This window comes from uncultured Roseibium sp., assembly GCF_947494555.1.
GTDB lineage: Bacteria > Pseudomonadota > Alphaproteobacteria > Rhizobiales > Stappiaceae > Roseibium.
Genome location: NZ_CANLVF010000002.1, coordinates 1,150,300 through 1,170,384, shown reverse-complemented (window position 1 = coordinate 1,170,384; position 20,085 = coordinate 1,150,300). Strand labels below are relative to the sequence as shown.

The 20,085-nt window shown below is 56.1% G+C and carries 18 protein-coding genes; 10 read left to right on the top strand and 8 right to left on the bottom strand.

Features of this window, described 5'->3' with window-relative positions; all coding sequences use genetic code 11:
• Positions 1 to 34: 34 nt before the first annotated feature.
• Together Q0915_RS13860 and Q0915_RS13855 are read left to right on the top strand one after the other, a co-directional pair.
• On the top strand, positions 35 to 814 hold the full coding sequence (locus tag Q0915_RS13860) for a hypothetical protein (protein ID WP_299472115.1): 780 nt from the start codon (positions 35 to 37) through the stop codon (positions 812 to 814).
• 81 nt (positions 815 to 895) lie between these two features.
• A complete protein-coding gene (locus Q0915_RS13855; RefSeq protein ID WP_299472114.1) occupies positions 896 to 1,828 on the top strand; it encodes a DUF922 domain-containing protein in 933 nt (310 codons plus the stop codon).
• Positions 1,829 to 1,955: 127 nt separating this feature from the next.
• Here Q0915_RS13855 and Q0915_RS13850 read toward each other — a convergent pair whose 3' ends face one another.
• Both Q0915_RS13850 and Q0915_RS13845 read right to left on the bottom strand, forming a co-directional pair.
• The gene (locus Q0915_RS13850) at positions 1,956 to 3,536 is read right to left on the bottom strand and encodes an FMN-binding glutamate synthase family protein (protein ID WP_299472332.1); all 1,581 of its coding nucleotides are present in this window, start codon (positions 3,534 to 3,536) and stop codon (positions 1,956 to 1,958) included.
• Positions 3,537 to 3,728: 192 nt separating this feature from the next.
• Complete coding sequence (locus tag Q0915_RS13845) at positions 3,729 to 5,012, bottom strand: glycosyltransferase (RefSeq protein WP_299472113.1); 1,284 nt, start codon at positions 5,010 to 5,012, stop codon at positions 3,729 to 3,731.
• 144 nt (positions 5,013 to 5,156) lie between these two features.
• On the opposite strand from Q0915_RS13845, the gene Q0915_RS13840 reads away from it, so the two are divergent.
• Positions 5,157 to 5,585, top strand: coding sequence for a secondary thiamine-phosphate synthase enzyme YjbQ (locus tag Q0915_RS13840; RefSeq protein WP_299472112.1), 429 nt, complete (start codon positions 5,157 to 5,159; stop codon positions 5,583 to 5,585).
• A 4-nt stretch (positions 5,586 to 5,589) separates the two neighbouring features.
• On the opposite strand, the gene Q0915_RS13835 is transcribed toward Q0915_RS13840, so the two are convergent.
• From Q0915_RS13835 to Q0915_RS13815, 5 genes are all read right to left on the bottom strand, one after another.
• Positions 5,590 to 6,342, bottom strand: coding sequence for an SDR family NAD(P)-dependent oxidoreductase (locus tag Q0915_RS13835; protein WP_299472111.1), 753 nt, complete (start codon positions 6,340 to 6,342; stop codon positions 5,590 to 5,592).
• Between the two features lie 55 nt (positions 6,343 to 6,397).
• On the bottom strand, positions 6,398 to 6,841 hold the full coding sequence (locus tag Q0915_RS13830) for a hypothetical protein (RefSeq protein ID WP_299472110.1): 444 nt from the start codon (positions 6,839 to 6,841) through the stop codon (positions 6,398 to 6,400).
• A 325-nt stretch (positions 6,842 to 7,166) separates the two neighbouring features.
• Positions 7,167 to 7,421 (bottom strand): DUF465 domain-containing protein, encoded by a 255-nt coding sequence (locus Q0915_RS13825; protein ID WP_299472109.1) that lies wholly within the window; start codon positions 7,419 to 7,421, stop codon positions 7,167 to 7,169.
• Positions 7,422 to 7,615: 194 nt separating this feature from the next.
• On the bottom strand, positions 7,616 to 8,881 hold the full coding sequence (locus Q0915_RS13820) for a HupE/UreJ family protein (protein ID WP_299472108.1): 1,266 nt from the start codon (positions 8,879 to 8,881) through the stop codon (positions 7,616 to 7,618).
• 78 nt (positions 8,882 to 8,959) lie between these two features.
• The gene (locus Q0915_RS13815) at positions 8,960 to 10,900 is read right to left on the bottom strand and encodes a calcineurin-like phosphoesterase family protein (protein WP_299472107.1); all 1,941 of its coding nucleotides are present in this window, start codon (positions 10,898 to 10,900) and stop codon (positions 8,960 to 8,962) included.
• A 286-nt stretch (positions 10,901 to 11,186) separates the two neighbouring features.
• Here Q0915_RS13815 and Q0915_RS13810 point away from each other — a divergent pair, with 286 nt between their 5' ends.
• Complete coding sequence (locus Q0915_RS13810; RefSeq protein ID WP_299472106.1) at positions 11,187 to 11,561, top strand: VOC family protein; 375 nt, start codon at positions 11,187 to 11,189, stop codon at positions 11,559 to 11,561.
• Between the two features lie 12 nt (positions 11,562 to 11,573).
• Positions 11,574 to 12,275: a YafY family protein gene (locus Q0915_RS13805; protein ID WP_299472105.1), complete on the top strand. Its 702-nt coding sequence runs from the start codon at positions 11,574 to 11,576 to the stop codon at positions 12,273 to 12,275.
• A gap of 17 nt (positions 12,276 to 12,292) precedes the next feature.
• Here Q0915_RS13805 and Q0915_RS13800 read toward each other — a convergent pair whose 3' ends face one another.
• Positions 12,293 to 13,315, bottom strand: a complete 1,023-nt coding sequence (locus Q0915_RS13800) for a LacI family DNA-binding transcriptional regulator (protein ID WP_299472104.1) — start codon at positions 13,313 to 13,315, stop codon at positions 12,293 to 12,295.
• A gap of 324 nt (positions 13,316 to 13,639) precedes the next feature.
• Here Q0915_RS13800 and Q0915_RS13795 point away from each other — a divergent pair, with 324 nt between their 5' ends.
• The 5 genes from Q0915_RS13795 to Q0915_RS13775 all read left to right on the top strand — a co-directional run bounded on the left by Q0915_RS13795 (position 13,640) and on the right by Q0915_RS13775 (position 20,085).
• Entirely contained in the window at positions 13,640 to 14,554 is a 915-nt protein-coding gene (locus Q0915_RS13795; protein ID WP_299472103.1) for a hypothetical protein, read from the top strand.
• 94 nt (positions 14,555 to 14,648) lie between these two features.
• Complete coding sequence (locus Q0915_RS13790; RefSeq protein ID WP_299472102.1) at positions 14,649 to 17,840, top strand: DUF2169 domain-containing protein; 3,192 nt, start codon at positions 14,649 to 14,651, stop codon at positions 17,838 to 17,840.
• Positions 17,833 to 18,954 (top strand): pentapeptide repeat-containing protein, encoded by a 1,122-nt coding sequence (locus tag Q0915_RS13785; protein ID WP_299472101.1) that lies wholly within the window; start codon positions 17,833 to 17,835, stop codon positions 18,952 to 18,954. The genes Q0915_RS13790 and Q0915_RS13785 overlap by 8 nt, the downstream gene beginning before the upstream one ends.
• A complete protein-coding gene (locus Q0915_RS13780; RefSeq protein ID WP_299472100.1) occupies positions 18,954 to 19,355 on the top strand; it encodes a PAAR-like domain-containing protein in 402 nt (133 codons plus the stop codon). The genes Q0915_RS13785 and Q0915_RS13780 overlap by 1 nt, the downstream gene beginning before the upstream one ends.
• Before the next feature lie 88 nt (positions 19,356 to 19,443).
• Entirely contained in the window at positions 19,444 to 20,085 is a 642-nt protein-coding gene (locus Q0915_RS13775) for a DUF3540 domain-containing protein (RefSeq protein ID WP_299472099.1), read from the top strand.

Below are 20,085 nucleotides of genomic sequence, written 5' to 3'. Positions count from 1 at the left end.
TGGTGGCCTGAAGTCCCCAGCCTGGTGGAACCCGATGGATTACGAAAACAAGGAAAATCACTTCAAGCCTCGGGGAAATCTGTTTCTCGAGATATCAGCCATTTTCATATTTGTGCTCCTGATCCTCTTTGCCGGAGTGGTGTTCCATTTCTACACGGAAGTAGAAAGCCTTTATGATGATAAGCAGGAGCTGCTGGCTCGCATCTCGTCGCTAGAGAACCGTTTGGGAGACGACCGAAATGACAGCGATATTTCACGGTTGTTTAAGGAGCAGCAAGATCTTCGAGAGCAAGTGTCGGGTCTCGCAAAGCAGGTCGAGGCTCTTACAACGACCGACTTGGGGCACGAACTTGAGAATATTCAGAAACGAGTTTCAGAACTTGAAAAACGCCCAAGAGCCGAATCGACCAAAAGTTTGCCCCGAGAACCTGTCGTTGTCGAAAAAGACGCTCGCACCAAACTGGTAAATGACATCCAGATTTCGCTTCGCTCCTGTAGCGAGAAGATGCTGTACCTTTACTGTGATGTCAGCTTGAAAAATCTCGGAACCAGAGGACGAAAGATAGAAATATCGAATGCCAGCACGCATTTGGCGGACTTGGCCGGCAACACCTACAGTGTTTCGGCTTTTACACTCGGGACGGATTCCGAAGAAGAAATTCGCTACAAAGCCAGCGTATTCGTCAGTAAGGCTCGCCCAGTAAGTCTACGTTTTCGTTTTTTCGAGCCAACTTTCAACACACCCACATACGCCGTCGTGCAGTTTAACATCGATGGGTCTGAAGTGGCGTTCGAATCGATTTCGATCGAGTAGTTGAGGCACTTTAGATTGCATATTGCAGCTCAGATTGAGAGTGAGAAAACTGATGCGTGATTGCCGTTACGGAAAGAGAAAATGAACAAGGCAATTCTCTCAAATTCCATGGTTTCCGCTTGGGCGGCAATATGCTTATTGGTTTTCAATCAATCTGCATCAGCCGCAATGCTGGACGAGACGAAAAACAACTACTTTGGCGTGTTTGGAAAGACGGCGCAGGAAATCAAAAAAAACCTACAAAGCTACAGCGAAATGAGAACAAACTGGGGAGGGTTTTTCTGGGCTAATAGCGAATGGACGACAGAGTGGCAATTCTGGTGGCGGGAAAGCGAGACAGGATGCAGCCTAGCTCGCGTTGAAGCATCAGTTATCGTTGAAAACAGGATCCCTCGATGGTTGAACAAGACGGATGCAACACCTGAACTGCGCGCCCGGCTGCGACGAACAACTGCTGCAATTGAATTGTATTTACGCCAGTCCTCGTCTAGCGGTTTGAAGGCTGCACGGGAAATAGAACGGCTCTACACCCGAATGAGAACTTTTGAGACATGCGATGAACTGAAAAATGCAGTTAACAAAAGGGCACACCTTACTTCCCAACTCTATCGGGAAAGAGGTCGGGCAATCGAGCAACGGATCGGTTATGGAAATAAGCAATTCCCCGATCTGACTGAGCCTGTGGGTGTGCAAACGCCTGTCGCGGGAAGTCCGGACAAGGTGATGCAGGGATGGTGTCAACTATCGGATGATCTTGAGACCATTCAGCATGTCGAGTGCCGTTTCGAGCGTTCGTGTGAACCCCAATCGTCGCGTTGCTCGATAAACTACAGCTGGTCCACGGAGCGCATACAGGTTCAGTATAATGAAGGGGGACCCGTGAGTTGGAACAACACTTCGGCCGAGTATGCCTTTATCGACAGTTCACCATGTGTCCGGAGAACTTCCGACAACATGATCCTTTGCTTCTTTGAGCAGGAACCAGACCAGGTTTGGATCTATCACTTGCCGTGAGAGGACCTTCGGGCGCTTGTTCAAGGTTGCGACGAATAACTCTCGTGGAGCACAGCAACAGTCTTTTACGTCGAAGTTTAGTAGCTGTGGCAAACGGAGCCGTTGGAAAGAGTGGCTCCGCTCGACCTCAATGATGCGACCGGTGGTGGTTTAGCATCTTGGCTGCGTCGAGAGATTTTGTTGGCTGGAAGCTCTCCGGATCGGCCATCGCCCAGAAGGCTGAGTAGCCGGGCAGGTCATGCGCCTCGTCGAGGAGAGCGCCTTTCCTCAGCCACGTGAAGGCGGTGTTCGCTGACATGATCTCGCGCGCTCCGCCGCGCAGGAAGAAATGTTCCGGCTTGAATTCGCTAGGGTGTTTGAGCCCGGCCGCGGCCGTAAAGGCCATAAGTGATTTCAGCGTGTTGCGATGGAAATTGGTGACACGCTCTGCCTTGTCGTGGACCACAAGCGCCTGCTGTCGTTTCGGGTCCTGGGTGGCGACACCCGTGGGGCAGCGGTTGGTGTGGCAGCTCTGGGACTGGATGCAGCCGACGGCGAACATGAAACCGCGTGCGGAGTTTACCCAGTCTGCCCCGAGACACATGGTGCCTGAAATGTCGAAGGCGCTGATCAGCTTGCCGCTGGCGCCCAGCTTGATGTCGTCGCGGATACCGGTGGCGACCAGGCTGTTGTGAACGAAGAGCAGCCCCTGCAGGAGCGGCGTCCCGAGCCTGTTGGCGAATTCGATCGGTGCCGCCCCGGTGCCGCCTTCAGCACCGTCAACGACAATGAAATCCGGCTTGATGCCGGTTTTCAGCATGGCCTTGACGATGGCCATGAACTCCCAGCGGTGACCGATACAAAGCTTGATGCCAACCGGTTTCCCGCCGGAGAGTTCCCGCAACGTCTTGATGAACTCCAGAAGTTCGATCGGTGTCGAAAACGCCGAATGGGACGCTGGAGAAATGCAATCCTCGCCAACCGGAACACCGCGAGCTTCGGCAATCTCCTCCGACACTTTCGGGCCGGGCAGCACTCCGCCATGGCCCGGCTTCGCGCCTTGGCTCATCTTGATTTCGATCATCTTGATCTGCGGATTGCTGGCCTGCGCCTTGAACTTCTCCGGATCGAAGGTGCCGTCGGCGGCACGGCAGCCGAAGTAACCGCTTCCGAGCTCCCAGACGAGATCGCCGCCGCCTTCACGGTGATAGCGTGAAACGCTGCCTTCGCCGGTGTCGTGATAAAAGTGGCCCGCCTTCGCTCCCTTGTTGAGCGCCAGGATGGCATTGCCGGAGAGCGAGCCGAAACTCATCGCCGAGATGTTGTAAAGCGACGCGGAGTAGGGCTGCTTGCAGTCCGGACCGCCGATGGTAACCCTCAGTTCCTCATGGTTTTCCGGCTGCGGCGTGATGGAATGGTTTACCCAGCCATAATTGTCGTTATAGACGTCCAGTTCCGTCCCGAAGGGCAGCACGTCCTCGATGTTCTTCGCCCGGTCATAGACCATGGAGCGGCGTTCGCGGGAGAAGGGACGCCCATCCTGATTGCTTTCGAAAAAATATTGCCTGAGTTCGGGCCGGATTGCCTCGAACAGGAACCGGAAATGTCCGATGACTGGATAGTTGCGCAAGACCGCGTGACGTGTCTGCTGCAGGTCGTGAATGCCGAGCAAGGACAGAAAACCGGCGACAAGAAACGGCCAGACGAAATGAATGCTGACGGCGAACATCAAGATGAAGGTTACAAAGGCTGCGAGAAGACAAAGGGCAAATACTGTGTAGCGGGCTGGAAACACGGCCGGGAATCCCTCTAAGAAAGCTTGCTGCATTAGTTGTGTCAGGCCGAAGGGCAAAAGGGAAGAGTGAAGGTTCTCAAGACCCTCTGCTGATGTGCTGAATCACAAACTGAGGCCGTGTTCCACTTATGCGCCAAGAAGCGCCATGAGGCGTTCGGCTGCTCCTGCAGCCCCTGGTTCACCGGTCATTGTATCCCGTGCCGCCTCGGCACCCTTCCGATAGGAAGGTGTTTCAAGCGCCTTTAGCGCGACCGCGAGTTTCTCGACTGTGAGCTTTTTCTGCTTTATCGGCGCCGGCCCCGCACCGATCCGATGAACCCGCTGGCCCCAGAAGGGCTGGTCGCCGAATACCGGACACACAAGCGATGGCTTGCCCCATCGAAGTGCCTCGTGCGTTGTGCCGGCGCCGCCATGATGTACGACACCCGCGCATTTCGGAAACAGCCAGCTGTGTGGTGCCTTGTCGATCAGGAAGACGCGCCCGGAAAGGCCTGGCGGCAGTTTTTCCATGCTGAGCCCGCCCCATCCCGTGGCAAGGACCGCTCGCTGACCTGTCGTCTCAAGTGCCCCAAGCACAATCGTGGCAAGTTCGCTCGGATCATTGCTCGGCATGGAACCGAAGCCCAGATAGACCGGCGGCGGGCCTTCAGCGAGAAACCGCGCCAGGTCCTCCGAGGGTGAATAGTCAGGATCAGGCTCGGTGAACCAGTATCCGCTTTGCCAGAATTGCCCGGACCAATCGCCCGGGGTCGGCGCAAGCGCAGTTGAAAATGCTTGTAGCGACAAGGCATTTGAGCCGTCCGGCATGAAACCGTCAATCGTCGAGCCGGTCATCGAAAGCTCAGGCGCGGCCTCGGTTTTCAAAGGTTTGTAGAGGGGGCGCAGTCCAGCCGTCATGAGTAAGCGTGCAAATCCGTAACTCTTGCGATTGAGAAACGCCCCGAGGTCCGGCCATCCGAACAGGGGCAACGGAAAGCTTCCGGTCGGCGCAGTCACCGGTTGAAGCGACACCGGCAGCGCTGGAACGCCCAGTCTGCGCCCGACAAGGGTCATGACCGTTGCCTTGAGATTGAAAAGGATGAGGTCGGGTTTTTCCTCAAGTCCTGTCTGCCACAGGGCGACAGCAATGTCCTGTTGAAGCACGATATTTTGCCGGGCTGCCTTGATCATTCCTTTCGCTGAATGCAGCGCCGCCTTCACGTCGGCCTGCTGCAGCAGGGTTTGAAAGTTTACTGGCGCCGGGCGGGCGCGGGCACCGGCATTCCCAATCATGTCGTCAAAGCCTTCGCCGGTGCTGACAACGACATCTGCACCAAGTCGGGTCAGCGCGCCTGCAAGGGCCACATAGGGCTGAACATCACCCCGGGTGCCCAGCGTGGCGATCATGATTTTCGGACGGGCATTTTGCATGATGGACTCTGAAGGCGGGAACCTGTCGAGACGGATGGGAGGTATTCCACGATGACAGATGGCGACGGGCTGCGGAAATTGCAACTACCGCGTCATTCGCTTACCTCTTGGCTGTGTGACATTGCAGTAGAACCGGGGACAGGAATGCAGACTGTTTTTTCGCTTAGAACCGAGGGGCAGGGCCTATATGAATTCACGCATTCCGTAAGCTCCTGGCTGAATGAGGTGGCCGCAGAAGACGGTCTTCTGACCCTCTTCGTGCGCCACACATCCTGTTCGCTGTTGATCCAGGAAAATGCTGACCCGGACGTCCAGGTGGACCTGAAAGCGTTTTTCGAAAGGCTCGTGCCCCCGTCCAATCACCCGAGCATGAGCTACCTGATTCACACGTATGAAGGACCGGACGACATGCCGGCGCATATCAAGGCGGCGATGATGCCGGTTTCGCTGTCGATACCGGTCGCTCAGGGACGCATGGTGCTTGGCACCTGGCAGGGAATTTATCTGTTTGAACACCGTACACGTGCGCATCGGCGCCAGATTGCCGCACATTTTCTGGTGACGCCTTCCTGAGGCTTCAGGTTCGAAGCGCAGGAAGGCCGATACCTGTGCTCTCAAAGCCGCCGTCGGATGCGATGATCTGCCCGGTCACGTAGCTGGCCCGATCCGAGCATAGGAATTCAACTACTTCCGCAATTTCCTGTTCGCTTCCATACCGGTTGAGTGGAATGGCATCGTGATAGGCATCAATGATGTCCTGGCTGTGCACGGCCATGGCGAGTTTGGTTCGAACCGGTCCGGGGCAGACGCAATTGGCGCGTACGCCGAACTCTCCAAGTTCCGCCGCCTGCTGCTTGGTGAGGTGGATCACAGCGGCCTTCGATGTGCCGTAGGCAACCCTCAGTGTCGAGGCGCGAAGTCCTGAAATCGAGGCAATATTGACCAGAGCGCCACGGGTCTCCTTGAGGGCCGGAAACGCCGCCTGCGAAACAAGGAAGATGCCGTCCAGATTGGTTGCCATGACCGTACGCCAGCTGTCGAAATCGGTTTCCTCCATGGGACCGAACATGGCAACGCCTGCATTGTTGACGACCGCATCCAGCCGCCCAAAGCTTTCCAGAATGGCAGAAATTGCCGCCTCGACCTGATTTTGATCCGAGACATCGCAAACAAACGGCTTTGCGTCTTCAAGGTCCTGCGCAGCAACGGTGAGTTCTTCTGCATCGCGGTCGAGCATGGCGACCTGCCAGCCGCGCTTGAGCATCAGGTGTGCTGTCGCAAGGCCGATGCCTCGCGCTGCACCTGTCACAAGGGCTGTTTTTCGGGACATTTTTCCTCACTGACACGATGGCTTTGCAACATTCTCACGGAGAGTGGTCGGGACTTCATCTCATTGAAATACAAACACTTATTGTTCCGGCATTGTCCCAAAGCGCCCCATCAACGTCGTTTATCCGGAACGCATAATTTCCTGCAGGGTTGCGCGACGTGGCCGCAAGAGCCGTGAATTCAGCGAAAGGGACGATTCGTCCGGTCTGATCGCGAACGAGCATTTCACCGAAAGCATAGGACTGATCGAACTTATAACCATAGAGCGGTCCGAGCTTTTTAGCGTCATTGCCGGAGTATCCGCGGGGACCTACCGGCTTGTAGAGACCTGCTATGACGCTCCAACTGCCGGAAAAGCTCACTTTGCGAACCTGTCCGTCTGGAATCGTCACCCCTTGCCAGCCTTTTTTGGAATTGACGTCCACGCAGTAATCGGCTGCCTGAACAAGGTTTGGAATCAACACCATAAGGGAGCAAATTGAAGTCAGAAGTTTAGCCATGAATTGCTCCGAAATTGAAGATATTAAAGAGCAAATATCACTGCTTACAGTTCGTCAAGGTCTGTTGTAAAATTATGTAATTAAATAGTTTTCTCGAATCTCGTGCCGAATTACTCACACTTATCTCACACTTTATTTCCTTGTAAGTCCCGAGGAAAAATCCCACATTTTACTCGAACGATGAGGGTCGTTCCTCCCCAGACTGGCGCCGGGCTTTTTGACAAGTCCTGGCGCCATTTTTTCTTTGACCAAAGCTCCGGAGGGGCGGCCCGCGCCGTCGGACGGGGACGACGCGGGCACTCACACCGGCCTGAAAAGGAGGGGCTCAGGTCACGGTGTTTGCCGCTGCCGCGAGCATGGCGGCAATCTGGTCTTTCAGGTGAAGGCGTTTTTTCTTGAGGTCTTCCAGAACCTCATCGGCGGCCGGTTCCACATTGGTTTCAATGCGATGCACTTCCCGGTTGATGGTGTGATACTCGTCCGCCAGCCGCGCAAAGTGAGCGTCATTGGCTTTGAGCGTGCGCAGTGTTTCTTCAGCTTCCGGGAATTCTTCGTGCAGTTCGTGCGGAACGTGACTCATGCAGGCCTCCATTTAAGACCCACAAGGTGCCGTCAAGTCGTGGCCGCTACCTTGAGACAGATCAATCGATCAGCAATTGGAAGCAAGATCAAAGCGGTAGAAGGGCGCGTTTCGATGCCGCGAGTGAGATCAACTCCCAATTGCGGCTGGGTCACCACGCAAAAATCCCGTTCAGGAAGCCATCCGCATGATGATCACACAGCAGAAACAACCCCGCCAAGCCTCTCCGCGACCCACCACGCTGACAGGATCGCGATCGCGGTCAAGGTACCCAGTCTCGCCGGCCTTAGGGCGGGTGTGGCCAATTGTTCAAGCACAAAAACCATGGTGAGTGTGACAGCCAGGATCAGAAGCTGACCGACTTCGATCCCGAAATTGAAGGCGAGCAGGGCAAGAACGAGATCCGGTGCATCCCGGCCCAGGATGTCACCGAGAACGAACGAAAAGCCTAGGCCATGCAGCAGCCCGATAGCCGAAAAGACAAGAATTGACCCGGATCTTTGGATCATTGCAGCGACCGCTGCATATAAAACCGAGGCAGCAATCGCCGCTTCAACCAGCGGAATGAACCACGGCCACGAAGGTGTCGCACCCAGAAAAGTTGCAATCAGGGTAATGGAGTGACCAACCGTGAAGGCGGTGACGAGATAGATCAGCCTGCGCGTCGCCCCCACACCAAGCGCCAGCGCGATGACAAGAAGCACATGATCTAGGCCTTGCAGAATGTGAAGCGTGCCCTGATAGACGAAATGAAGGAAAGTCGACAGGCGCGATCCGTCAATGACGGCCGGTGTTTCGAGTTGGCCAGGTGCGGTCGACGACACCGGTGGATCTACTCTCGCATCAACAAGATGATTCTCGATGGCAACCCCGGGGCCGGGCAGCAACGGCGGATATCCGGACCGGACTTCGAGGACACCGGCCGGATCGGTGCTCGTTATCTGCAAGGCGTAGTCGATGATGGCCTCTCCAAAAACCGGATCGAGCGACGTGTTGTCCAATTGAATGGCTGCGCGCGCCGAGGCTGCGGTGTCGAGTGTTTGCGCGGGCCGGCGGGCCCGGACCGTAAATCCGGTCAGCTCGGTCTCAAGGTCGAGACCGGCCTGAGAGACAATCAGAGTCCTTTGAAGGCGACCCTCGAAGGCCTTGCGATCGCGCGCGACGGCGGTCATGTCCAACCTGTAGCGCACACCGTTTCCGGTATCTTCCAGACGCAGGAAAGGCGAAGTGAGGGGTACCTGGTCCACTTGGGCCCGGCCCACCAGATCGGAAAAGACGAGTGGAGCCGGTGCCCGGACATAGAGCGTGAGAGTGCCGTTATCCTCCGCAACGAGGAGGGTCCGCACCTGCGTTCCTTCCGAAAAATGCGCGCTGGCCGGAAGCGCCAAAAGGCCTGCAAGCGCAAGGCAAAGGGCAATAATTTGGAAAACTCTGAAAAAGGCTGCAGGTAGAAATTTCATGGTCTTGTTCCGATAAGGGGCCCGGGCGCTGTGCGCCCGGGAAAGAGTTTGCAACAACTTTGCTCCGACGCCGAGCCGTTATTGCCAGAACTCTTCCTGCCACGTCATTTGCGGCAGGTCTTCGACGACCTCAAAGGTCTTGGCCTGTGTGAATGTGCGTCCGTAGCGGTCCGTCGTGGTCACCTCGAGCGTATGAAGACCGACGGGCAGGTCTGCCGGCAATTCAGCCCGCCACAGATGGCTGGATTTGGTCGACAGCATCCAGTTCTGGAATGGCCCGGCTGCACCCGTCCAATGCGTTCCCTGCCAGGTGTAGAACCCTGCAGTTTCCTCACCACCTTCTGCGCTTTTAACAGCGATGCGGCCGTTGGTGGATTGCTTGGCTAGCGCTAGCGGGTCGGCATAGGTCGGGCCGTCCAGAACTGCTTCGCCTTCACCTTTCTGGGTACGCACAGCCTCGGTCGCCGGGCCGCCGTTGATGGTGAAGGACACTTCGCTCTCTTTCGATCCGTTCCACACGTTGATGGCAACATAGGTTGTCTCGTTGAGGTCTTTGCGGGTCAGCAAGTCCATGTCACCGAGGTCGTTCACGGTTACCGGCGGGATGATGTCGCTCGGTACATCATAGAGATCGGTATAGCTGACCAGTTTTTCCGCCCATTCGCGGAAGCGGGGGGTGTTGAAGGAAACGTGCAGCTGATCGGTCTCAGTGCCCTCGAATGTCATGTAGGTGTCGACATAGTCCGGCCCGGAGAAGTCCAGGACGTAGTAGCCGCGCGGTGAGCCGAGGCGCTGCGTTCCGTGCGGAACGCCACTGTTGTTCAGATCACCCGCCCACCAGGAACCGGATACGGCCCCGGTGACGATCTGGTGGAATTTTGCGGGGCCGGTGTTCGTCGCCGCTTCCCATCCTTCGAAGTATTCGCCAGGCAGGATCTGTTCGGTCGTGTGGGTGTGACCTGACAGGCCAAGGGCAGGGCGGTCACCGATGAGTTCATAGAGTTTGTCGAGATTGTCCACCTGGTGCTTTTGCGCCTCGGCATCCGTATAGGTCACGAAGGGAATGTGGGCATTCACGACGATCAGCTTGTCCTGCGGTACGTTCGCCAGATCGTTTTTCAGCCATTCCAGTTGGCGCTCGGAGATGACGCCGTTATAGGACGGCTTGGCCGACAGATCGCAGAACGAGTGGGCATCGACACCGTTGCACGGATAGCGAACGTCATCGAGCACGACGAAATGCACCTGACCGATGTCGAAGGAATAGTATTCCGGGCCGAATTCGCGGCGAAAGGTATCGAAGCTGTCAGCATCGTTCTTGGCATCGAAATCAAGATCGTGATTGCCGGCAACGTAATATTGCGGAACACCACCTGCAGCGATGATCTTTTTGAAACGGGGATAAAGTGAGAGGTCATCACCCATCACGTCGCCTTCAAACAGGAGGCACTGCGTTTGGGAATTGTCGCGATTGGCCAGCATGTTGCCGACGGTCTGGCGAACATAGCTGATTTCCTGGTTTGAGTAGGGCTGCGTGTCACCGAAAACCAGGCACTGGAAAGTGTCGCCCACCTTGTCCTCGATCAGTGGAAAATTCACTGCCTGCGGCAAAGGACCAGTCGGCTGGATGCCGCCGAAGCGCAAGTCCGGAGAACCGGCAACCTTATGAACATAGTTGAACTGCGGAACCATGTCTTCGCTGACGGGGGTCGTGTATCCCGCCGGCTTGGTGACAAAGAGGTTCATGTCGTCGTAGGCTGGCAATTCGTAGCTGCCATCATCGCCGGTGGCGACGACTTCGCGTCCGTTGGACACAAGAACGCCAGCAACACCTGCTTCGCCTTCATCCAGCTTTGAATTGCGGTTCGCATCGACAAATACTTTGCCGGTCGCCTTGTCCACAGCCTGGTCGCCGCGAACAACGTCAACAGAACCAACATAACTTGTATCTTTCGCGAATGCGCCGGGCGCAATTGCGCTTGTGCCTGCCAGCAGCAGAGCCAAGGTCAATCTTTTCATGAGAGCCTCCAGGGGATAGGGCTGTTGGGTCAGCCGCGCCTCACTCTGGTGGGCTTTAATGACGATAGGTTGTCCGTCGCGTTAAAGTTTTGTTGCAGAGGTGCTGCACGTCCTGTCACAAAGACAATTAACTGTCACAAGCGTGTTTTGCGCGTTTTCCGATCCTTCGGAAAAACGGCAGAAAAGCAGGTGTTGTGACCTTATTGAAACATATTTTCTCCTGACAGAAGGCTGTCAGGAGGACCTTGCTAAGGTGCTTTCATCACACCACGCAAGGAGACCGAGCATGTCATTTGCCCCCGATAATTTCACCGTCTGGATGGAGATCCCCGTTTCCGACCTGGACAAGGCGATCAGCTTTTACAACGAAGTCTTTCAGACAGAACTCAATCGCGTGACGGATATGGGCCCCAACCATGTTGCAATGTTTCCTACCAAGGACCAGATGGGTGTAGCCGGGCACCTGTATCCTGGTAAGCCGGCCGCCAAGGGAACAGGACCGACCATCCATATTGCCTGTCCTGACAGTCTTGAAGCCACGATGGAGCGCTTTGCAAAAGCGGGCGGCGAGGTAGTATCCGACCCGATCGCAATCCCTGCCGGCCGATTCGCCTACGGAACCGATCCGGACGGCAATTCGATTGGAATGTTTGCCTCGTAAGGAGCCTGCCGCATGAGACGAGCCGACCGCCTGTTCCAGATAGTGCAATATCTGCGCGGCGGGCGGCTGGTCCGGGCACGTCAGTTGTCCGAATGGCTCGAAGTGTCGGAGCGGACCATCTATCGCGATGTCGCAGACCTTCAGGCATCCGGCGTCCCCATCGAGGGTGCAGCGGGTGTCGGCTACCTCATGCGCGACGGCTATGATCTGCCGCCTCTCATGTTCACACGAGACGAAATCGTTGCCCTTCTTGCTGGAGCCCGCCTGATACGCGCCTGGGGCGGTGCGGCCATGGCGCGCGCGGCCGAAGAGGCCATGATCAAGATTGATGCCGTCATTCCGGAAAAAGCGCGTGTTCGTCAAAACGAGATAGAAATCCACGCCTTTGCAGCCGAGATGACACCGCAAGTGCGCACGCTTATCGATTTTCTCGAAGCGTCGGCCGACGCACGCAAGCGATTGTCGATCTCTTACTTGGACGGCAAAGGCGATGCCTCCAGCCGGGTGATCCGGCCGCTCGGGCTCTGGTTCTGGGGCAAGGTCTGGACTTTGGTCGCCTGGTGCGAACTGCGCCACGATTTTCGAATGTTTCGCCTGGACCGCATGTCCGACGTTGCTGAAACAGGCGACGACTTCCGGCCTGAAACTGGAAAGACACTGAAGGATTTCTACCGGGCCATGGAGCAGCAGGGATACGGACGTCCGGACGCATAGCATGGCGTGCAATAGGGTCAGAAACGCTTCGGAATATTCTTGGGCGTGACGACCTGAATGTCGCTTTCCGGTTGATCTGGCGGAGCACCGACGCCATGAAAGGCAAGAAGATGCCGCATGGCCACCCGCATGTCGTCGCGCAGGTCATGGTGAAGTACAAGCGATAGCTTTTCAGAACGCAGAAGCTCCAGATTGTCCTCGTCAAGATCATGGGCAATGAACACGGATGGTGATTTGCCGGCAGCTTCGAGTGCTGCAAGAACCGCAATGTTTCCGCCGCCCATGGAATAGACACCGGCGATCTCCCGCTTTCCATATATCCTTTGGCCCACTTCCTGGGCTGTCGCCGGACTGAGACCGCCGCCACCGCTGGCATCAATGAGCTCAATGTCCGGTCGGTGCTTGCGAAGTTCTGAGCGAAATGCCGTGAAGCGCTCCTCTTCGCCCTGGAAAGCGTGCTGACTGAGTGTTGTCAGGACGCTTCCCCGGGTGTCATGCAAGAGCAGGTGCATGAGATAAGCCGCTGTCTGTCCCGCTCGGGAATTGTCAAGCCCGGCATAGGCCAGTCTCTCCGAGCCGGGTATATCGGTGAAGAGCGTGAGAACCGGAATACCCTTTTGGCTGAGCAGGTCAATGTTCTTGCGAATTTCTTCACTATCCCTGGCTTTGAGGCAAACGCCCTGACTGCCGCGGCTGCGAATACGCTCCAGGCAGGAGACGGTTTCAGCCGTTGTCATCGTTTCGGAAAATACAAAACGCGGCCTGAGTGCCGCCGGCCTGAAATCAGGTAACACCGCCTCCGTCGCCTTTCGGATTTCCCGGGTAAAGCGGGTCGGGGCTTCCACCACAATATCTATGAAAAATCGACGGCCCCGGGCGGCGAGTTGAGCCTCCTGACGTGCGAGTTCTTCAATGGCATCGGCCACGCGCCGGCGCGTCTGAGGACTGACGTTTGCTCGATTGTTCAGGACGCGGTCGATGGTCGCGGTGCTCAGGCCCGACTGAAGCGCGATTTCCTTGACGGGGAAGCGATGGGTCATGCGGAGAAGTGTGGTTTTGATCAGAACGTCTTGCAAGTTTCTTCAAAGAAGCGCGCGTCGCTGCCAAAGACAACGGGTCATGTTGCAAACGATTGGTTATGCAGCTGAGTCCAACAAGACCCACGTATAAACTTTCGTTTGTTCTTCACATTTGTTTCTTTGCGTGTTCTTGAGTTTCTTGCACGTCTTCAATAAGTGCATACTACGATTTTGTGACCTATATCACGTCACAACGTGTCAAAAGTGCTTAGTAGACGAGTAACAGAACCTGCCGCCCGTCGTGTCTCCCACGATAACCAAAACAAGACGTTTGGAGAAACAACCATGCCCCCTCGCGCCGGTCACAATTCACGAAATGCAAGACGGACGATGTTTTATCTTGTTCCTTCGAACAGCAACAGCGATTCGACGGACAACATTGGAACATTTCTGCGTTTAGGCGAGTATTCGGAGGTTGAGCGGCGCTCGTTCGAGAACCAGCATCACGATGAACTGTATCCCGCCAAGCACATTTCCGACGAGGAAGATGACACGTCGGTCTACACAAACGCTGCCGGCGGGTCGCAGGGCATCATGATGTCGTGCGACGGCCGCATTCTGCTCAAGTCCGCCGAGCGCATGTACATTGAATCGGCCGACTACCACCAGAAAACAAACGGCGACCACGTCCTTGATATTGACGGCAACATGTCCTCGGTGGTCGAAGACAACATCGACATGAGCACCGAAAAAGGAAACATGACGCTGAAGAGCGCGAGCAAGATGAAGCTCGAGTGCAACGATCAGGAAGTCAAGGTCAAGGGGACGTCTGACCATACCTACGACAAGTCCCACACCATCAAATACAAGGGCTCCTACTTCAGCGAGAAGTACGGATGGGACTTCCAGAGCATTTTCGGCATGAATATGACCACCTATTACGGTGGCATCATGGAATCTGTTTACGGCGTTCGCATGCAGTTCGACAAATTCAACTTCATGTCCGAATGGGTCTCGCTGAACTGGAAAGGGACGCAGATCGACCTGCGCGGCATCGTGATGAAAAAGGTGACCGCAAAATTCGGTTCCACCGACTGCAAGGCCGAGTGGGATGAGATCATGGTCGGACTACAGGGAATGAAGGCCGAGGCGACCCGCCTGGAAGCGAAACGCAAGGAACTGGCCATCAAGAGCGGCGAAATCGATATGCAAAACAACCGCGTCGGCGCAAGGCTCGTCGGTATCGAATGTATCGTGTAGCACGCTTGCCCTGTCTCGCCGGTTATCCTGTCGGTAAGAATTGATGCCAACCGTGTTGCGCCAAAGAGTACGATCCTGATGAGGAAAAAGATTTTTGCCCGCTATCATTAAGCCGTCCAGAGTTGCGGTCGCACACCAGACCGAGCCAACGCGAGACGGCGCTCTGACTACAGTCTCCGCATATGTCCTTTTCGATTTCGACGAACCTGGCCGGCTCCTGACGGAACAGGCGCTTTGGCCGATGGTGGCGGACCAGATGCCGAACCAGGCCATATTTGACAGAGGGCAACCGAAGCCGAATGGTGAGCTTATCATCGCGGGCCGCGCGCTTTCGCCGGCGGATGAGCCGGTAGATGCCGTCAGAGTTACGGCGCAATTCGGTGCCTTTGAAAAACAGCTGGCCGTTTTTGGTGACCGTTTCTGGCAGCGTACCGATGAAGGGGTACGTATAAGCCGCCCCGTTCCGTTTCTGGAGATGCCTATTGGCGATCAGCAGGCATTCGGTGGTCCCGGATACCTGCCTAATCAGCGAGGCAAGGGTTTTGCAGCCCGGCAGATGCTTGAAGCGGGGTTGCAGGCGCCGCTCCCGAATGTGGAAGATGCAAACCGCCTGATCAAATCTCATGAAGACCAGCCGCGTCCGGCCTTTTTGGGTCCGATCGCTCCGGACGATGCCGCGCGTCTGCAACTGCTTGGAACATATGATCAGCACTGGGTCGACAATGTCTCGCCTTTAAAGCCGGATGATTTCAATCCTCTCTACAACTGCGACGCGCCGGTGGACCAGCGTTTCGACAGCTTTTTCGAAGGTGGCGAGACCTTTGCGATCTCCGGTATGTCAAGGGGTGAACCGAGCGTTGGAGGACAACTTCCACGACTTACCGCGCGTTGCTTTTTTCAGTTGGAACGGAGCGAAGATCTCGCAGAGACAGTGATGCGGTGTGACACCGTAACTCTTTTCCCGAATGTTCGAAAAGCGACGCTGACATTCCGGGGTCTCATCCGGGCGCAGGACAGGTTTGCCCAGGATATATCCGCGATCATGCTGGCGCTCGAGGAAACCGACGCCGCACGCCGGGATCCGGCCTATTACGTTGATGTCTTCCGGAAACGTAGATCAAAGACCGAGGCACACAAATATGCGCTCGCGGATTATCAGCTGATGCCGCAAGCCGATCCGCGGATACTCAGCGAAAGGCGCAGGCGCAAGCTCGAGAAAGCTGCCGCCGATCGTGAGAAATTTGTGGCCAACCAGAACTGGGCTACGGCGAAGATGCTGGAAGACGAGGGGCTTCCGGGAGACCTGTTCCCGCCGCGCGATACGCAGATCATGGACGACATTCCCCTTGTCGCACAGCCGACACGGGAGGAAATGGAAAACGGCGACGTGGATATTGCTGCCCTCCTTGACGAGGTCAAAGAGGTGGAAGATGCACTGTTGGAAAAGCGTGACCACGAGATGGTGCGGGCGGAATTGCAGCGCAGAATGCTGATTGAGGCAATCCCGTCGGAGCGAGTAACGCCGAACATGCTCAAGCCGATTGCCGAAGAGGCATTGGTCGAAAAGTATCCGGACGTGCAACTGGACCCTGAAATCGTCGATAGTTTGAAGCAAGTTGCAGCCGGACTGTCTTCCTTGAACGACCGAAACGAAACAGGTGCCGTATCGGGGAGCAAACACGAGAGCGACGTCGGCGATAGTGCTGCCCGGACACTCGAGATGCTGTTCGGTCCAAGCGGGGAACCGACCGCAGATGAGCTTGAAAGCACATTTGAAAAGGCAGTTGCGAGGGCCTTGAAGCAGCCTGAGGGCAATATTCTTGCAGACTTCAGAACCGCTTTGCAGGAAACGGATTTCTCCGCGCTGGACACGCTGGAAACTGGTGATCACGAGCCGCCGACCGACGACGGGGATCAGTTCAGCGTCCTCCTGGCCGAGCTGACGGCACCAGCCGGCGACCCATCGGCGGAGGCACACTCCGACGCAAATCTATTGCTGGCTGCACCGGAACAAGACGGTGGCAGCGCATTAAAAGACGCTTCGGGGCTCAGTCAGGCAAATCGTAAGCGGGGCGAGATGGTCGAAGCTTTGATGCGTCATGGTAAGTCCCTGGAAGCTGACGGCTTTCCATCTGCTGAAAACCAGTCGGCAGATGCTTCGACGCATTCGCTGATGGCAACCACAATGGAGCGGTTGAACGAGGCCGACGAACTGCTGGACGAGAACATGGCGGTCGCGCGGCAGAATTCTCCGACCCCGCTTTTCCCGCTGGATGCCTTGCCGGAGCCTGTCGCTGGTCGCTTAGGCGCCGTGATTGCTGAAAAGATGGCCGAAAAGCACGAATTCAAGGGAGCCGACCTGGCAGGGGCGGATCTTCGCAACGCCGACTTCAGCGGCATGGATTTGCGCGGCACGTTCTTTGAACAGGCTGATTTGACCGGAGCACGCTTTTCGGGATGCGACTTGTCAGGAGCGGTCTTTACAGGTGCCACCCTTGATGGAGCCGATCTTTCTCGGACCGACCTCAGCAACGCCAATCTCAGCAAGGTGAGTGCAATAGGTGCGTGCCTCGATGGCGCCAAACTGCATGATCTTGTCATTTTTCAATCCGATTTTTCCCAGAGCGCCGGCGATGATGTGACCCTGGAGAAGGTTCGTTTCATCGAGGCAAAGCTGGATGATGTCACGCTTGGAGCAAGCCGGCTGACTGATTGCCAGTTCTTGTCCGGCAGCGCCAAAAGATTTGCCGCGCCGGCGTCCCGGCTACTGCGGTCGATGTTCATCATACTTCAGATGAACGCCATGGATCTATCTGGTTGCGATTTGGAACGGATCGGTTTCATGGAAGTTCCTGCCCGGAAATCGAATTTCAGGAACGGAAAGTGGAAATCCGTCGGGTTCATGGGTGCTTGTGATTTGACTGGGTCCAGGTTCGATGCGCTGGAAGCCGCCGAAAGTTCGTTCAATTCAGCCAAGATGCAGGCATGCTGTTTCTTGAGAGCGAACGGCAACGCCTGTTTCTTCAATGCTTGTGACCTGGAAGCCAACGACTTTCGCCTGGCCTCGTTTCACAACACGCTTTTCGGACGCTCGACCTTCGCCGGTAGTGATTTCTTCGGAGCCAATCTGTTCATGGCTGCACTGACGGCTGCTGATTTGCGAGGCTGCTCGATGCGCGGAGCCAATCTCTTTGCGGCGGATCTGATGGACGCCAAGTTGGAGGGATGTGATCTGTCCGGTGCCAATCTGGGCATGACGATGCTGGGAGGGACCGCACATGCCTAAATCGCCCAACAGGAAACCGATTACGCGCGAAGACGTGCAGGCGTTTCACCAGCACGAACAACCCGTGATGCTGCGGGATGCGCAGGGATTGTCTTTTCACGGCATGGATCTTTCGGGGTTGCGCTTCATTGAGTGCAATCTCGCCAACTGTGATTTTACCGGCGCGAATCTCAGTGACACTCAGATTGTGTCCTGCGTCCTGACGGAGGCGAAATTCGAGGGCTGCAATCTGACGAACGCGCAGTTCGTGAGCTGCGAAATGAAGGGCGCCACGATGAGGGAAACGCATGCCGGGCGCTTTCAGCTTGTTGCCTGTGATGCCGCCAATGCCGTCTTTGAGGGCAGCACGTTCGAAGAAGTGTCGATTGCACAGACGAAACTCGAATATGCCGATTTTTCAAACACCGCGTTCTACCGGGCAGTCGTTCTCGGATCAGCGATAGACGGCACACGTTTCAAAGATGCGGTCTTGTCGAACTTCATGCTGACCGACGCTGACTTGCGGCCGGTCGACCTGTCTGGTGTTTTCGTAGACATCGCGGTGTTTGCGGAAGCGGATCTGTCAGGCCACGATTTATCCGGCCAGTCCTGGCAGCATTGCACGTTCCATCAGGCGACATTCAAAGGCACAAATTTCAATGGCGCAGACCTCAGCGCTTCGGTGTTTGCCGAGTGCGATTTCGAAGGCGCAAGTCTGAAGGAAGTCACGGCGAACACCACCGGTTTCACGAAAAGCCGTCTCGATGGCGTTGATCTGTCCGGCAGCCGTCTTTGCATGGCGAATTTTGCCGGTGCAAGCCTTAAAGGTGCATCCTTGAACAATTCCGCCCTGTTCTCGGCTGTTTTTCTGGAAACCGACTGCCGAGCTGCACTTTTCGAGCGGAGCGATTTGAACCAGGCCGAGTTTTCACACGCAGACGTTTCGACCGCGTCTTTTGCGTCCAGCAGTCTGACAAACGCAAAATTTCATGCTGCCAAAACAGAACAAACTGCTTTCGCCGGTACATCCGGCAGGCGGATAGAAACCGATACGGACCGCCTGGTCGCGGAACTCTACCGAACAGAAAAAGTTGCCCTCGATGGCGAAACCACCGCAAGCAGAGGAACAGTCTAATGCCATTTGCGAACACACAGGGGCCGCTTCCCGGCATGGATTTTGCCGCTCCGGATGTCTACCTGCAGACGACACCGGCGGGTCCTGTTCCGGTTCCCATGGTTTCCATGGGCTATCGTGCGACCGAAATCCCTACCTGTTTCCGAATGCTCGTCACGTGCATGCCGGTTCACAACATGACGAACGTTGCGCCGGTTACCGTCAGTGGACCGGGCCCTGGCGTTGCATCCGGGATGGTCTGTTCGAACAGCCGGAACATTATCGGTTCGGTGAAGGTGTTTTTCCAGTGCATGCCGGCGACGCGCGCGCTCACGGACCCGACGGCCCAAAATGGCCTGTCACCAAATTCGGTTGGCACGACCATTTCACCGTCGCAGGTCAAATTGATGTGTTTGAGCTGAGGACCGGGAGCGAGACCGCCGCCACCTGAACCGACAAATCGGCTTACGCCCGTCAACGACGCAAAAGAACAATGAAAAAGAAACGCTCATGACAAACAAGAAACATCCGCAAACGGAAAAGCCAGTAAAACACGACGGTGCGGTGCAACCCGATGTTGCCGGACTTGAAACAGGTGAAGTCGTGGCGCTCGCGACAGCGCAGGAAGCGATGGTGACGCTTGCGACCGGAGAGCAAATCCACGCAATACAGGCGACGAGCTGCCTGCTTGCACCCGTTATCGGCGACGCGGTTCTCGTCTACCGCGGACCTGAGCAGGCATTTCTTCTTTCGGTCCTGGCTCGCAAGGCATCCGTGGTTGCCGAAGTGAGCGTTCCGGGTGCCAAGGACATCGCCCTCAAAGCGAAGGGCAAACTCGCGCTTTCCGCCCCCGACATCAATGTCAGCACGCGTCGGATGCATGTCATCGCAGACACCATCACGCAAACGGGCAAACAGCTGGTCAACAACTTCAGCCGCGCTTTTGAAACCTGTGTTGACAAGATACTGAATGCGCGGACCGTGACCACGACAGCTCAAAGCCGCAGCAGCGCGATCAAGGAAACGGAAACGCTGAAAGCGGGAATCCTGGTACAGAATATCGACGGTGTCGCGACCCAAAACAGCGATATTTCGATGATCACCGCAGAAGAAGATGTGCGGCTCGATGCAAAACGCGTCAGCGTGGGGTGA